The sequence below is a fragment of the Flavobacterium sp. PMTSA4 genome (genome assembly GCF_032098525.1).
GTDB classification, from domain to species: Bacteria; Bacteroidota; Bacteroidia; order Flavobacteriales; family Flavobacteriaceae; genus Flavobacterium; species Flavobacterium capsici.
Map to the genome: position 1 here is coordinate 1885979 of NZ_CP134890.1, position 15021 is coordinate 1900999.

The 15021-nt window shown below is 35.3% G+C and carries 18 protein-coding genes; 6 read left to right on the forward strand and 12 right to left on the reverse strand.

Going from position 1 to position 15021, the window contains the following annotated elements; genetic code table 11:
• The first annotated feature begins 43 nt into the window (after window positions 1–43).
• The 3 genes from RN605_RS08740 to RN605_RS08750 are packed head-to-tail and all read left to right on the forward strand — an operon-like array spanning window position 44 to window position 1468.
• A complete protein-coding gene (locus RN605_RS08740) occupies window positions 44–691 on the forward strand; it encodes a queuosine precursor transporter (RefSeq protein WP_313324264.1) in 648 nt (215 codons plus the stop codon).
• Window positions 688–918 carry a VF530 family protein gene (locus RN605_RS08745; RefSeq protein ID WP_313324265.1) on the forward strand — a complete coding sequence of 77 codons (231 nt, stop codon included), beginning with the start codon at window positions 688–690 and terminating at the stop codon, window positions 916–918. Before RN605_RS08740 ends, RN605_RS08745 begins: the two co-directional genes overlap by 4 nt.
• Window positions 908–1468 carry a DNA-3-methyladenine glycosylase I gene (locus tag RN605_RS08750; RefSeq protein WP_313324267.1) on the forward strand — a complete coding sequence of 187 codons (561 nt, stop codon included), beginning with the start codon at window positions 908–910 and terminating at the stop codon, window positions 1466–1468. The genes RN605_RS08745 and RN605_RS08750 overlap by 11 nt, the downstream gene beginning before the upstream one ends.
• Here the strand turns inward: RN605_RS08750 and aat are convergent.
• From aat to RN605_RS08770, 4 genes are all read right to left on the reverse strand, one after another.
• On the reverse strand, window positions 1465–2100 hold the full coding sequence (gene aat, locus RN605_RS08755) for a leucyl/phenylalanyl-tRNA--protein transferase (protein ID WP_313324269.1): 636 nt from the start codon (window positions 2098–2100) through the stop codon (window positions 1465–1467). The genes RN605_RS08750 and aat overlap by 4 nt on opposite strands.
• Window positions 2101–2199: 99 nt before the next feature.
• Window positions 2200–2571, reverse strand: a complete 372-nt coding sequence (locus tag RN605_RS08760) for a DUF3127 domain-containing protein (RefSeq protein ID WP_313324271.1) — start codon at window positions 2569–2571, stop codon at window positions 2200–2202.
• Between the two features lie 2 nt (window positions 2572–2573).
• The gene (locus RN605_RS08765) at window positions 2574–3449 is read right to left on the reverse strand and encodes a flavin reductase family protein (RefSeq protein WP_313325816.1); all 876 of its coding nucleotides are present in this window, start codon (window positions 3447–3449) and stop codon (window positions 2574–2576) included.
• Window positions 3450–3563: 114 nt separating this feature from the next.
• The gene (locus RN605_RS08770; RefSeq protein WP_313324272.1) at window positions 3564–3785 is read right to left on the reverse strand and encodes a hypothetical protein; all 222 of its coding nucleotides are present in this window, start codon (window positions 3783–3785) and stop codon (window positions 3564–3566) included.
• Between the two features lie 83 nt (window positions 3786–3868).
• Between RN605_RS08770 and RN605_RS08775 the strand changes: the two genes are divergently transcribed.
• Window positions 3869–5017: a sensor histidine kinase gene (locus RN605_RS08775; protein ID WP_313324274.1), complete on the forward strand. Its 1149-nt coding sequence runs from the start codon at window positions 3869–3871 to the stop codon at window positions 5015–5017.
• 30 nt (window positions 5018–5047) lie between these two features.
• Here RN605_RS08775 and RN605_RS08780 read toward each other — a convergent pair whose 3' ends face one another.
• Together RN605_RS08780 and greA are read right to left on the reverse strand one after the other, a co-directional pair.
• On the reverse strand, window positions 5048–5437 hold the full coding sequence (locus RN605_RS08780) for an HIT family protein (RefSeq protein ID WP_313324276.1): 390 nt from the start codon (window positions 5435–5437) through the stop codon (window positions 5048–5050).
• Between the two features lie 2 nt (window positions 5438–5439).
• On the reverse strand, window positions 5440–5916 hold the full coding sequence (greA, locus tag RN605_RS08785) for a transcription elongation factor GreA (protein ID WP_313324278.1): 477 nt from the start codon (window positions 5914–5916) through the stop codon (window positions 5440–5442).
• A gap of 162 nt (window positions 5917–6078) precedes the next feature.
• Between greA and RN605_RS08790 the strand changes: the two genes are divergently transcribed.
• Entirely contained in the window at window positions 6079–6495 is a 417-nt protein-coding gene (locus tag RN605_RS08790; RefSeq protein ID WP_313324279.1) for a Rieske (2Fe-2S) protein, read from the forward strand.
• 30 nt (window positions 6496–6525) lie between these two features.
• Here RN605_RS08790 and RN605_RS08795 read toward each other — a convergent pair whose 3' ends face one another.
• The 6 genes from RN605_RS08795 to RN605_RS08820 all read right to left on the reverse strand — a co-directional run bounded on the left by RN605_RS08795 (window position 6526) and on the right by RN605_RS08820 (window position 13449).
• Window positions 6526–8715, reverse strand: coding sequence for a TonB-dependent receptor (locus tag RN605_RS08795; protein WP_313324280.1), 2190 nt, complete (start codon window positions 8713–8715; stop codon window positions 6526–6528).
• A gap of 815 nt (window positions 8716–9530) precedes the next feature.
• Entirely contained in the window at window positions 9531–9932 is a 402-nt protein-coding gene (gene arfB, locus RN605_RS08800) for an alternative ribosome rescue aminoacyl-tRNA hydrolase ArfB (RefSeq protein WP_313324282.1), read from the reverse strand.
• On the reverse strand, window positions 9922–11523 hold the full coding sequence (locus tag RN605_RS08805; protein WP_313324284.1) for a DUF4301 family protein: 1602 nt from the start codon (window positions 11521–11523) through the stop codon (window positions 9922–9924). The genes arfB and RN605_RS08805 overlap by 11 nt, the downstream gene beginning before the upstream one ends.
• Window positions 11490–12107 (reverse strand): nicotinamide riboside transporter PnuC, encoded by a 618-nt coding sequence (pnuC, locus tag RN605_RS08810; RefSeq protein WP_313324285.1) that lies wholly within the window; start codon window positions 12105–12107, stop codon window positions 11490–11492. Before pnuC ends, RN605_RS08805 begins: the two co-directional genes overlap by 34 nt.
• Window positions 12107–12820: a geranylgeranylglyceryl/heptaprenylglyceryl phosphate synthase gene (locus RN605_RS08815; RefSeq protein WP_313324287.1), complete on the reverse strand. Its 714-nt coding sequence runs from the start codon at window positions 12818–12820 to the stop codon at window positions 12107–12109. The genes pnuC and RN605_RS08815 overlap by 1 nt, the downstream gene beginning before the upstream one ends.
• A complete protein-coding gene (locus RN605_RS08820) occupies window positions 12820–13449 on the reverse strand; it encodes a 4'-phosphopantetheinyl transferase family protein (protein ID WP_313324289.1) in 630 nt (209 codons plus the stop codon). Before RN605_RS08820 ends, RN605_RS08815 begins: the two co-directional genes overlap by 1 nt.
• Before the next feature lie 135 nt (window positions 13450–13584).
• Here RN605_RS08820 and ahcY point away from each other — a divergent pair, with 135 nt between their 5' ends.
• The gene (gene ahcY, locus RN605_RS08825) at window positions 13585–14901 is read left to right on the forward strand and encodes an adenosylhomocysteinase (protein WP_313324291.1); all 1317 of its coding nucleotides are present in this window, start codon (window positions 13585–13587) and stop codon (window positions 14899–14901) included.
• Window positions 14902–15021: the final 120 nt, after the last annotated feature.

Here is a 15021-nt window from a genome sequence, read left to right on the forward strand (position 1 = left end):
TCATAAAAAAGTGTACTTTTGAAATTATATGTAAACCTCTAAAATGCTCGACTCAAAAAAAGGAACAGTCTTCGTAATCCTTGCTGGAATTTTTATTACAAATGCTGTAGTTGCAGAACTCATTGGCGGAAAGCTAATTTATGTCGGTTCAGCCGTTATGAGTATTGGGATTTTACCTTGGCCAGTAGTTTTTGTAACAACCGATTTAATCAACGAATATTTTGGTCAAAAAGGTGTTCGAAAACTATCATTGATTACTGCCGCATTAATTGCATACACTTTTATTGTATTGTTTTTAGCAATGCAAATCCCAGCCGTAAATGGCGAAAAATTAGTAACCGACGAACAGTTTAATGGTGTTTTTGGACAAAGCATGTGGATTATTGTTGGAAGTATCACTGCCTTTTTAATTTCACAGTTAATAGACGTTACCATCTTTCATTTTTTCAAAAAGAAAACTGGCAACAAAATGATTTGGCTACGAAGTACAGGCTCAACGGTGATTTCTCAATTATTTGATAGTTTTATTGTTCTTGGAATTGCTTTTTGGATGACTGGAAAAATGGATACACGAACCTTTATTCTATCGGCATTTACGGGTTATTCAGTTAAATTGATTATTGCTATTTTGATGACACCATTTATTTATCTTGGACATTATTTAATTGAAAAATACATTCACAGTAAATGAAAAATAATGATCCTTTACACGGCATAACCTTACAGAAAATGGTTGAAGATTTAGTAGCTTTCTATGGATTTGACACTTTAGAAGAATTAATTCCTATAAATTGTTTCAAAAACAATCCAAGTGTAAAATCGAGTTTAACTTTTTTAAGAAAAACAGATTGGGCAAGAAAAAAAGTTGAAAACTTATATATCAAAACTTTACCAAAATTAATCAAAAATGGAAACTAAAAATCGTTGTGCTTGGTGTGAAAAAGATGATTTGTACAGAGATTATCACGATAACGAATGGGGAAAACCTGTTTATGATGATGAAAAACTATTTGAGTTTTTAGTCTTAGAAACGTTTCAAGCAGGATTGAGTTGGTATACTATTTTGAAAAAAAGAGAGAATTTCAGAATAGCTTTTGATAAGTTTGATTACAAAAAAGTGGCTTCTTACTCTGAAGATAAAGTTCAAGAGTTATTACAAAATGAAGGAATTATTAGGAATCAACTAAAAATAAGAGGAACCATTTCTAATGCAATAGCTTTTATGAATGTTCAAAAAGAATTTGGAAGTTTTTCAAAATATATTTGGGGTTTTGTTGACGGAAAACCTATTGACAATAATCCAAAATCTTTGAAAGATGTAAAAGCCACAACCAAAATTTCGGATGCCTTAAGCAAAGATTTAAAAAAACGCGGCTTTAAATTTGTTGGTTCAACCGTAGTTTATGCACACATGCAAGCAACAGGAATGGTGAACGACCACGTTGAAGATTGCTGGACTAGAAGCTAACTTTTTAGAACTTTTATAAACGTTTCTCTTGATATTTCAAACGCTCCAAGTTTTTCCAAATGGTCGTTATGAACTTGGCAATCCAACAGTTTATAGTTGTTTTCTTTTAAATAGTTTACCAAACTAACAAAAGCAATTTTACTGGCATTTGAAACTTTTGAAAACATACTTTCTCCACAAAAAATATTACCTAAATCTACTCCATACAAACCTCCAACCAGTTCATCATTTTGCCAAACCTCAACCGATTGTGCAAATCCCATTTCATGAAGTTTAACATAAGCTTCAATTAAATCATTGGTTATCCAAGTGCCGCTTTGATCTTTTCGTTCTACTTGTTGACAATTGGTAATTACTGCTCTGAAATCTTGATTAAAAGTAATTTTGAACTTATTTTGATTCATCAAATTCCGAGTACTTTTTGAAACTTTATAAAGTGATGGAACAACAACCATTCTTTCAGGTGGCGACCACCACAAAATAGGTTCATCAGGATCAAACCAAGGAAAAATTCCGCTACGATAAGCCAATAGCAAACGCTCAACAGACAAATCGCCGCCAATAGCAAGAATGCCTTCATGGGAAGCTTCTTCAACTGGTGGGAAATATAATTCTTTGGTTAAAAAATACATGCTGAAATTGATAAAAACAGAAAATTATCATCAAGAAAAAAGTCAGAAATGATAGTAAACACTAAAACTTCTGACTCTTATATTTTTGACTTTTAACTTTTAAAAAGGTAAATCGTCGTGTTCTTCTTCGTTAAAATTGGTAGCTGGTTCAAAAGCTTCTGCTGCTGGCATCGGAGGCATTTGAGCTGGTGCTTCTGCTTGTAATTTTTCAATTCTCCAACCTTGAATATCGTTGAAATACTTAGTTTCACCTTGTGGATTAACCCATTCTCTACCTCTAAGATTAATAGAAACTTTTACTGCATCGCCAACATTGTAATTGTTCAATAAATCGCATTTGTCTTGTACGAAATTAATGCTGATGTATTGCGGATATTGTTCTTCGGTAGTAACTACCAATTCTCTTTTTCTAAATGTAGCACTAACTTGTTGCTCTGCATTGATTACTCTGATTTTTCCTGTAACTTCCATAATTATAATTTTGCTAAAAGTACTTTCCATGCAGAAAGCGCTTCATTTTGGTTTAAATATTCTTTTGCTTTTAAATGAACTTTCTCAACATCATCCGAGCTCAAAACAGCTTTAACGGCAATGTTATTTTGTACAAATATAGTAATTTCTTCTTCGCTAGGCAACGCTTCAATATTTCCTAATTTACCTAAATCATTTCCATCAAAAACCTTGCTTTCTCTAATAAATTCTGGAATTGCATCTACTCCTATCCCGAGTGTTGATAATGGTTTTTCGACTTCAAATAAGCCTTGATTAGAACGCGAATACCAATTGCCGCCAAGACGCGAAACCAAGTCAATTTTGTTTTGGTCAATCATGCCTTTATCGTTCAAAATGTTTTCATGAATGTGAATCTTTACCACTTCGCAAATAATCAAATTGCCTGCTCCGCCTTTATCGCCAAGCGCAATGATTTCATTCACTTTACATTCCATTTGCACCGGACTTTCGGCAACACGATAAGGTTTTATAATATCCGAAGGCATCATGGTTAATCCTGATTTGATGAATTCATTCACTCCATCGGGATATTCGGTGCTCGAAAGCGACATTTGTTGCACTATATCATAATTCACTACGTTAATCACCACTTGTTTGGTAGCATGACAGTTTTCTAAAGTATGTTTCGTGGTGTTATCTCTAACCCGACGTGCTGGCGAAAAGACCAAAATTGGCGGATTAGAACTAAACACGTTGAAAAAACTAAACGGCGATAAATTAGGTCTTCCTTTTTCGTCGATAGTACTTGCAAAAGCTATAGGACGCGGCGCAACGGCGCTTTGAAGATAACCTTGCAGCTGCGCAGGCGAAAGAGTATGTGGCTCAAAACTTAACATAGAAATGTATTTTGAACAAAAATAACTATTTAAAATAGAATTTGAAGTTAAGATTTTAAGCTTCATTGGTAAAAGCATAAAATTCTCCTTCTGAAGAGTAAGATTTCAACATTTTCAAGGCTTTGTAGCCTTCAAAAGGTCTTCCGTGTCCTTCAAAGATGCTTCCGTTGCTTCAAAAAGGCTTCCGTGTCTTTCAAAAAGGCTTCCGTGGTTGATAAATTGTTTTCCGTTGCTTTCTTTTTGTCTTTTCATGTCTTCTTTTTCTTTTCCCAAGGATGAAAATGAGTTTCCGTTGGGTTCAATAATGCTTTCAGAGCTTTTTTGATTAATTGCCATTTATCAAAACTGATTTCATCATCTGATTAGCGATTTTTATGGGATAATCATTTTTTTAGTACATTTAAACCAAATTATTCAGAATGCAATTTTCAGAAAGAAGAAACAGTACCCGCTGGATTATCATCATCACCTCGTTTGTGATTGTCAGCCTGATTTTATGGAACACCTATTCTTTCTTTCAAATCTTCAAAAACGAAGAACGCATCAAAATGGAACTTTGGGCAGAAAGTATGAAAACCTTAATTAATGCCGACCCAGAAAAAGATGATGTTGAATTGCCAAGGCAAATTATGAGCAATAACACTACCATACCAATTATTTTGGTTGAAAATGGTGTGATTATAAATCATAACAACATTGATGAAGAAATTATTAGTAGTAAAGTAAAATTGGATGCTTTTTTAGATAAATTAAAGAAGGAAAACGAGCCTGTAAAGTTTGAATACGATCCTGGGAAATTTCAATATGTATATTACGGAAACTCTTCTTTATTAAATAAATTAAAATATTATCCTGTTGCGCTTTTATTGATAATTTTCTTGTTTGGCGCAGTAGTTTACAACTTTTACCGCAGTACAAAAATGGCAACCCAAAACAAACTTTGGGCAGGAATGGCCAAAGAAACCGCACACCAAATTGGTACTCCGCTTTCATCATTAATTGGTTGGCTCGAAATCATGAAAGCCGATAATGTTGATGAAACTATTGTGGCAGAAATTGAAAAAGACATCAACCGATTGCAAACTATTACCGATAGATTTTCGAAAATTGGCTCTGAACCTGTGTTAGAAATCAAAGACATTGTTGCTGAAACCCGCGATTCCTTTGATTATCTGCAATCGCGTTTTTCTAATCAGATTGAGTTTTCTTTTAAAGCACCCAAAAAACCCATTCTCGTGTCTTTCAATCCTGCTTTGCACAGCTGGACGATAGAAAACTTGGTAAAAAATGCCATTGACGCCATGAAAGGAAGAGGAAAATTGGCTTTAACCATCAAAGAAGAAGGCGCATTTGTAAAAATAAAAGTCACCGACACCGGAAAAGGAATACCCAAAAAAGAATTCCGCAAGGTTTTTGAACCAGGATTCACCACCAAAAAACGTGGTTGGGGTTTAGGATTATCTTTAACCAAACGCATTGTTGAAGATTATCACAAAGGCAAAATTAAAGTCTCCGAATCGGAAGTTGGAAAAGGAACTTCGATGCAAGTTTCTTTTAAAAAGGCATAAAAAAATCCTGATTGCTCAGGATTTTTGTTTTTATAAATTAGAATTGATTGCTTTGGCTAAGCTTTCAAACTCTTCTTTTTCTAAACTTACTTTTCGTTGAAAGCGCATATCATCCATTTCTTGTAATGGAATTAGATGCACGTGCACATGCGGAACTTCAAGACCAACAACGGCAACACCTATTCGCTTGCAATCGACTGATTTCTCTAAAGCTTTGGCAACTTTTCTGGAAAATTTCATCAACCCTAGATAATGTTCTTCGTTCATGTCGAAAATCTTATTGATTTCCTCTTTCGGAATACAAAGCGTGTGACCTTTCGCATTAGGGTTTACATCAAGAAACGCCAAATACTTGTCATCTTCAGCTACTTTGTAACAAGGAATTTCTCCATTAACTATTTTGGTGAATATGCTTGCCATAATTAATCTCTAGTAATTTCTAAAACTTCAAAGTTTAGTTTTCCGTTTGGTACCGTAATCTCTGCAATTTCACCCACCGATTTTCCTAACAATCCTTTCCCGATTGGAGAAGTAACCGAAATTTTTCCTGCTTTTAAATCGGCTTCACTTTCGGCAACCAACGTATATTTCATTTCCATGCCGTTCGTTTGGTTTTTAATCTTAACGGTAGATAAAACCAATGCTTTAGAAGTATCTAACGTTGACTCGTCAATAATTCGTGCGTTAGCATATAATTCTTCCATTTTAGATATTCTCATTTCCAAAAGACCTTGTGCTTCTTTGGCTGCATCATATTCTGCGTTTTCAGACAAATCTCCTTTATCTCTAGCTTCGGCAATGGCTTGCGATGCTTTTGGTCTTTCTATACTTTTAAGTTGTTCTAATTCTTCTTTTAATTTTTTTAATCCTTCTGCGGTATAATACGATATTGTACTCATAATTTCACTCTTTTATATAAATAGAAAAAATCCCATCGCAACGGGATTCCTTTTTTCAAAGATACTATTTTTTATTTATTTTAAATTTCTTTTACTAAATAGCGTTTGCCAAAGTTAAATAAATTATTTTTGTTTGAACAACATTTAGAATTAAAAAACACTATGAAAAAGATAATTGCTTTGGTATTTCTAATCGTAACATTTTATGGATGTGATTCAGGAAGTGTTAATTACAGAAATCCTTATTTGCCAAATTATCCTGTTGATTTGCCTATAAATTTAAACCTTCCTCAATATACGAACTTGCAATTTGCAGGAAATTATATTGTAGATTTTTCTCAAGGCGTTCGAGGCATTGTAGTCTTCAACACCGGAACGGGTTTTACCGCTTTTGATGTTGCTTGTCCAAATCAGGATTTGAGTTCTTGTTCTACGATGACGATTTCGGTTCCTAATGCCGTTTGTTCTTGTGACGATGCCCAATACAGTTTGTTTACTGGCATTGCTCCTGGGAAAGACTATCCTATGAAACCCTATCGCGTTCAAATAAATGGTAACAACCTTTATATAACCAATTAAAAAAGTCTCCACCGTAGCGGAGACTTTTTTTTAAAATTTTATTGTAGCGCCAACCAGGAAATTAGTTCCCGCTTGTGGATAATATCCTGTTCCTTCTATGGTAGTTATACTTCCCGGATTACTGAAGTCATCGTCATAAGTGTAGAAATAACCATTAGACTCGTATTCCAAGTTAAACAGATTGTTTACCAAAGCCGAAAACGTAATCGACTTCAACGTCCTATTGATTTTCCATTCATACGAAGCATTCAAATCGTTCACAAAATAGGCATCAAGCACTGAGTTTTCGGAGTCGATGTTACCCATAAATTGTTTGCCAACATATTTAGAAAGCAACGAGATTTGGAAGTTTTTTACAGGCAAAAAAGTAAGTTGGTTGCCAATCACAACATCGGGAGAATAAGCAATGTTAGTGTTTCCTAAGTTCTGCAACACGCCATCGCGCTGAAAGAAGAAATCTCGGTTTTTATTCTGACTTAAGGTAACGTTTGGACTCCAAATGAATTTATCCGTAACTGCAACAACCGATTCTATTTCCAACCCAATTCGATAACTTTTTCCGCTATTGGTGAAAACAGGCGAACCTACATCGTTCAAAGCTCCGGTTAACACCAATTGGTCGTGGTAATTCATGTAGAAAGCATTGGCAGAAAGGCGTACTTTCTTGGAGTTGTATTTCCAACCTAATTCATAATCCAACAAGCGTTCTGGTTTTGTTGCACCCGCTTCATAATCATCGCGGCGTGGTTCTTTGTTGGCAATACCAAAATAGCCATAGAACGCATTTTTATCATTCAATTGATAATTTAAACCAACCTTTGGATTAAAAAATTGGAAAGTATCATTAACATCATCAAAGCGATAACTATCTGCCTGATAAGTAACCCATCTGTATTGCATATCGGCAAAAAAGTCAATCTTACCAAACTGTTGCGAAGCTTTGGCATACACATTTACATCGTCTTTGTTCCCAAAATTGTTGTAATAACGGTTCGTATTCGGAATGTAGTACTGCGTCCAAACTACTTCGCCAAAATGCTTCCCTAAATACCTGTTGGCAGCTCCGCCAAACAGCACATTGGTTTTTGCGGTTTTATAATTCAATGAAAAAGTAGCGCCAAAAAAATCGTTATCCAACCAACGCTTTCTCACCAAATCCGAAACAGCATTCCCTTCAAAGTCGGGCAGATTGTAGTCCGCCAACGTTTCATCTTCTCGGTATTGTTCAAAATATCCTTTGCCTAGAGTGTAATGCAACGCCGCATTGGACACCCATTTCTCCGACCATTTCTCTGACCAATGCAACTGAAAATGGTTTTGCACATAATTATCGGTTTCGTTGTCATAGAATTTCATGTTGCCGTTTTCGTCAAAATACATTCCAGCCGGATTGAACGTTCGGTCGTTCTTCAATTTCTCTTCGTCTTCAATGCCATACCATGCCTGATAGGTTTTTTCTTTTCCGCCAAAGGCGATGAATTTTATTAGCGAAGAATCCGTTACATAATTGGCGTTGAAAAAATAACCAAACATCTTAGACGAAGCTCTGTCAATAAACCCATCGGAAGCAATGTTTGACAATCTAGCATTCATTTCAAAGTTGTTATGCAATCCGGTGCCAAAAGCCAAAGTGTGTTTTCGTGTACCAAAACTTCCTCCAGAATTGGCAATTTCGGCATAGGCTTTCTCCTGATAAGACTTCGTCTGCATGTTCAAGCTTGCTCCAAATGCACCTGCGCCGTTAGTAGAAGTTCCCACGCCGCGTTGCAACTGCAGGCTTTCTAATGAAGATGCAAAATCGGGCAGATTGACAAAAAAAGTGCCTTGGCTTTCGCTGTCGTTAAACGGTATGCCGTTCAAGGTAACGTTAATGCGCGAACCGTCCGAACCTCGCACTCTCATGTAGGTATAGCCTACTCCGTTTCCGGCATCGGTAGTAGTCACCACCGACGGCAGATAATTGAGCAACACCGGAATGTCTTGCCCAAGGTTTCTAGGCGCCAGTTCTTCTTTGGAAACGTTGGTAAACGTAATTGGGTTTTTGCCTTTAGCGCGCACCGAGGCAACGGTTACTTCCTCCAACTGATTGACTTTGGTGGTGTCTTGCACTGTTTGTTGAGAGAAAGAAGCAAGAGACAAGAAGCTAGAAGCAAGAATAAACAGAAACGTCTTTTTTCTACGCTCTTTTTTCTTTTTTCTGATTGTGAATAAAATTTCCATTCGTAAAATTGTTACGAATAAAAAGAGGTAATTATTCTTGGTTAAAAATAAAATGTTTGTTTTCCTGTGACAAAGTTCAGCGTGCACTCTGTTTTGTCACTTTTCCTTAAACAGCATTACCTGTTCTAAGTTCATTGGGTATAATCTCAGCCAAATTTCTGAACTTGCTTCAGAATCTAGCACCCCTTTTGAGACGCGACAAATGTATAAAAAAGTAGTAAGATTAGAGTAGTTAGAATTAAGATTTTTTTTAGGCGAAAAAATTTTAGCTTGTCATTCATACAATTTGACCATAAAAATGAAACCTTTCGAAACAAAAAAATAGTTTCGCTTTTTAAAATAAGTACCCTCCGAAATTTTAGTGCCCAAATTTTATCAAAATAACTTCCAATTGGGTAAAATTTGCAAAAAATGATAACCAAATGCATTCCTCCCAGAACGGAAAGGATATACATTACGTCTAATGCATGGTCTCCCAGAACGGAAAGGATATGATTTACGTCTAAAGTATGGTCTCACAGGTCTGTGAGGATATGATTTGAGTCTAAAGTATGGTCTCACAGAACGGAAAGGATATGATTTGAGTCTAAAGTATGGTCTCCCAGAACGGAAAGGATATGATTTATACGTAAAGCATGACCTTTCCGTGCTAAAAAACAGAAAATTTAAAGCAAAATGGAAAGCAAAAAACCTTGTGAAGTGCTGTTATTATTGACTTTTTTGCTTTTTGTACCTTTTTTTATGGAGATTTGTCCTATTTGGCATGTTTGTTGAGCGAAAAAATTCCTTTTAAAATATAGAAAGCGTGTTCGAATTTAAAAATCAGGCTTCTTTCGGTTTTGTTTTACTTCCGAAATGGTTTTTTTGTCCTTGATGCGTTTCTCTTTTACGGCGGTTGGCACTTGGGTTTCCTTTCTCTTCTTGGGTACGACTAATGTTTTTTCGATGAGTGCCAAAAATCGTTTGGTTACCAACTCTTTGTTTTTGCGTTGGCTTCGGTCTTCGTCGCAGGTTAGTATCAACAGGTTTTCGGACGAGAGTTTTTTGGCGAGTTTGGTTTGCAGGCGTTCTTTTTCGGCATCGGTAAACGCCAAAGTGTTGGTTAAATCAAAGGTCAGCACTACTTTTGAAGATACTTTGTTTACGTTTTGACCGCCAGCACCCGAACTTCGCACCGCTTTATAGGTCAACTCTGCCAGTAGTGTATCAGTTTTCATATTGCGGTTGGTGTGCCGGTTTTAGTAAGTCGTTCACGGTTTTCACGGGGTTGAACGTAATGAGCGGCACTTCTACAAAAACGGTAATCCATTTGGCCATAGCTCCGTTCCACAAACCTGGTAATTCATACGACTTCACCTCTTTTCCATTTCGGTTTTTGGTGACAATAAAACCAGCGTTATGGTCTATAAATTGGGTTAAATCAAACTTTTCGCCTTGGTAGTTTTTGATGCTGCACACTAAATCAACAGGATTGAAATGAGTAGAAGCTCTAAGAAGCTCCAATTGGTTTTTGTTTTCAAGGTCTATCTGAGAACTTTCCACTATTTGCAACGAAATATTTCCTTTCGGACTAATAACCCAAAACGGTCCGCCGCCAGGTTCGCCTTCATTAATCACCATACCACATACTCGAATTGGTCGGTTTAGTTTATTTTTTATAGATTGAAGCTTATTGTCAAACGTATATTTATCAAAACCTTCGTAAAGCTTGATGTTGAGTTTTTTATCCATGAACGCAACAATATCCGTCAACTCTTTTTCGGTAACTTGGTTGCTATCAATAGCATTCAGATAGGCATAGATTTGACTTTGAATTTCAATCAATTTCCCCGCCAAGGCTTTTTTATACAACGAAATCTCGGCAATATGGTTTTGAATCACATTGTCTACATTTTTGATGAAAATAACATCTGAATCAAGCTGATTCAAGTTATTTATCAACGCACCATGACCACCTGGACGAAAGAGCAATTCGTTGTTTTCGCTTCTAAAAGGTTGATTGTCTAAATTTACCGCAATAGTGTCGGTGCTTTTATCTTGATACGAAAAATTGATTTCGGTTTTGGTATTCGATTTTTGTTCTACTTTATCCTTAACTTCATGGATGATGTTTTCAAACAAATGACGGTGATTTTCGGAAATAGTAAAATGAAGATTAGACACTGCATTAGAGCTAGCATAATAGGCACATTCATTCAAATGTTCTTCGATAGGCGTTGCAATATGCGATTGGTATTTGTGAAAATCTAGAGAAGCCTTTGGCTTTTCACCAAAGTTAAACTCAGGATGAGTAAGCATGGTTTTGATGAAACGATAGCTTTTTTCATGACTTTCTAAGGAGTAATACTCGGGATAAATTTCCTTTAATTTACTTTTAACCTTTTCATAAAAAGGAAACTTCTCGATACCGGCCAGAAAGACAGGCAAATTTTTGTCTTTTTTTCTGTTAATGTATGCGTTAATCGACTCATTCTCGTGGTCGAACTCATTCAAAAACTCGTTAAGAAACTTAAACATCCTAGTGGCAGCACCCGAAGCCGGAACGAACTTCTTTATTTTTAAATTTGATTTGTTTGCATCAAAATAGCTGGCCAGTTTTTCAAATTCTTCTTGGTTCAATTTTAGAATACCATCGTCAATTTTTGCAGGTCGGTCTAAAACAATACTGGATATCCCGTGATTGAAAATAGTTATTTGTTCAATAATAGTAGACAAAGATACCCCATGATTGTTGATTTGCTCAAAATCAGTTTCGGTAAATCCGTAGGTATCGATTAATTGTTTCTTCGCTGTAAAATTCTCTTCCATTCTAAATATCCGTAAACCGCAATAATAGTAAAAATAATGTATTGGATGCTAGTAAAAGTGTATCCTTTGCAAAAATATAAAGGAACTGATATGATATCGCCAATTATCCATAAAATCCAGTTCTCGATTTTTCGTTTAGCCATTAACCACATGCCGGCAAAGAAAATCCCGGTGGTTAACGTGTCAACATAAGCGGTCCACGAGGTAAATTTATCAAAGTAATCGTAGACCAGAACTACAAATATCATGGAAGTAATGAAGATGAACACCGACCAATTGCGCTCTGTTATTGTGGCTTTATCAATAGGGAATTCAATAACGTTTTCTTTCTTCCGTGTCCAGTGATACCATCCATAAATACTCATGATTACATAATATCCATTGATAATCATATCGCCCAGTAATGACCATTTCCACAACAGATATACATATATCATGGTACTTATTAATCCTGTTGGGAATACTAAAATATTGTTCTTCTTGGCATACCATACGCTCAATAAACCGAACAGAACGGCTATTATTTCTAAAATTATCTCGAAAGTTGGATAATTTTCATATTGAGCAAAAAGGTATTCTAGCATTAGTCAAAAAAAGTTATATCGTTTTCAAACGCAGTACCAATGACTACCATATCGGCGCCATTTTCAAAAGCATCTTCAATTTGTTTCTTAGAACGAATGCCACCACCAACAATCAAGGGAATAGTGATAGTTTTAGCAACTTTTGCAATCATTTCATGAGGAATGGATTCTTTGGCACCACTTCCTGCTTCGAGGTAGATTAGTTTGTTGCCAATATATTCGCCTGCTTTTGCAGTTTGCATCACGTATTCAATATTAGTTCTCGGTATTGGTTTGGTTTTACTAACACGTTCCACCGCCGATTGATGACCGTTTTCAATTAAAATATAACCCGTAGAAATGACTTCTAAATTGGTTTTCTCCAATATCGGGACAGCATTTACTTGATGTTCTATTAAATAATCAGGATTTCTACCTGAAAGTAACATTAAAAACAAAATTCCATCAGCATGGGCAGAAATTTGCGAAGGATTGCCGGGAAATAAAACTATCGGAAGTTGGAGGAATTTTTTAAGTTCTTTTATTAATTCATCCAGATGAGTTCCTTCAAACGAACTACCGCCAATCAATATATGTGTTGCAGGTGATTTTTTTATTTTGTCACCAATTGATGCTATCTGGTTCTGTTGCAATTTTTCTGGATCAAGAAGAATGGCTAGTAACTTTTGATTATTCTCTTTAGCTGTTACAATATTTTGGTAAATGTTTTTCATTAGTTTTTTTCAAAAGCTATTACCAATGAATAATTTTCTATAAAATAGAATTGAATATCAAACAGCTCTTTTTTATTTTCAAATCGAAGCTCGGTGACACATTTTTTATCCGAAAGGTGAAATTCATTTTCAAAAATATGGTCTTTAAAACTAATTCCAGGTTCGTTTTTTATTTTAAAAATTGATTCTTTAATTCCCCAAACTACCGTTGCTTTTTGAAGTTTTTCTTGCCCATTCAGATTTTCCAAATGAGAAACATCCATGTATCTTGGTGCCAATTTTAAGGTTTTATCTTTTAAAATTTCCAAATCTATACCCAAATTCACATCACTAATTGCAATAACTGAGAAATCATTAGAATGTGAAATAGAAATATTTTTTCCATCTTTCAAATGTGGCTTGCCAAATTCATCATAATACAAATCAAAATCATCGTATCCAGCTTCTGATAGTAATTTCCGAACAGCTAAAAATCCTTTTTGATGACTTTCTGCTTTCATGTTTTCAACTCTTGCCAACGAAACATCCTTCAAAACAACCGAACGAAAAAGTTCGTTGAACGATTCGGTAATCTTCCAAACATAAACTACAGTATGTGATTCGATAGTATTGATTTGAAAAAGTGGCATTGAAATTAAATTACTTAATTGTTATTCAGAAAATTAAACTTTTAAACAATTCACAAAAATCTCGGAAATCTTTGTTAGATGAAAGGTTATTACGTAAATTTGCAAAAAATTTTAGCTAATATAAATAAATTATAGATGAGTACACAAACTTTACCGTTCGTAGCTTACAAAGTTAAAGACATTAACCTTGCAGCTTGGGGAAGAAAAGAAATTGAACTAGCAGAAGCTGAAATGCCTGGGTTAATGGCACTTCGTGCAGAATATGGTGCAACACAACCATTAAAAGGAGCAAGAATTGCAGGTTGTCTTCACATGACCATTCAAACTGCTGTATTAATCGAAACATTAATTGCTCTTGGAGCAGAAGTTACTTGGTCATCATGTAACATTTTCTCGACTCAAGATCAAGCTGCTGCTGCAATTGCTGCTGCGGGAATTCAAGTGTATGCTTGGAAAGGTTTGAACGAAGAAGATTTTGATTGGTGTATAGAACAAACACTTTTCTTTGGTGAAGACAGAAAACCATTAAACATGATTTTGGATGATGGTGGTGATTTAACTAACATGGTTTTTGACCGTTACCCAGAATTAATTCCAGGAATCAAAGGATTATCAGAAGAAACTACAACTGGTGTTCACCGTTTGTATGAAAGAATGAAAAATGGAACATTATACATGCCAGCAATTAATGTAAATGATTCAGTTACTAAATCGAAATTTGATAACAAATACGGTTGTAAAGAATCTGCTGTTGATGCGGTTCGTCGTGCAACTGATATTATGTTAGCTGGTAAAAGAGTTGTTGTTTGTGGTTATGGTGATGTTGGAAAAGGTACAGCAGCATCTTTCCGAGGCGCAGGATCAATTGTAACTGTTACAGAAATTGACCCAATTTGTGCTTTACAAGCTGCAATGGATGGATTTGAAGTGAAAAAATTAAACACAGTTGTAGCTAATGCTGATATCATCATTACAACTACTGGAAATAAAGATATCGTTGTTGGTTCTCATTTTGAACAAATGAAAGACAAAACGATTGTTTGTAACATTGGTCACTTCGATAATGAAATTGATATGGCGTGGTTAAACAAAAATCATGGTTCGACTAAAATTGAAATCAAACCACAAGTTGATAAATATACTGTTAACGGAAATGACATTATCATTTTAGCGGAAGGTCGTTTGGTAAACTTAGGTTGTGCAACTGGTCATCCAAGTTTTGTAATGAGTAACTCATTTACTAACCAAACTTTGGCTCAAATTGAATTATGGACAAATAGTTCGGCTTATAAAAATGAAGTGTACATGTTGCCTAAACATTTAGATGAAAAAGTTGCTGCTCTTCACTTAGCAAAATTAGGTGTTGAATTAGAAACTTTAAACAATGAGCAAGCTGCTTATATTGGAGTTGATGTTCAAGGTCCATTTAAACCAGAATATTACAGATACTAATCTTCAGATTAGATATATATCAAACCCTTGCAGAAATGTGAGGGTTTTTTATTTTGAAATATTACACAAAACAAAAAACCCGTTTCTTTTCAGAAACGGGTTTTGTATTTCAATAAGAGT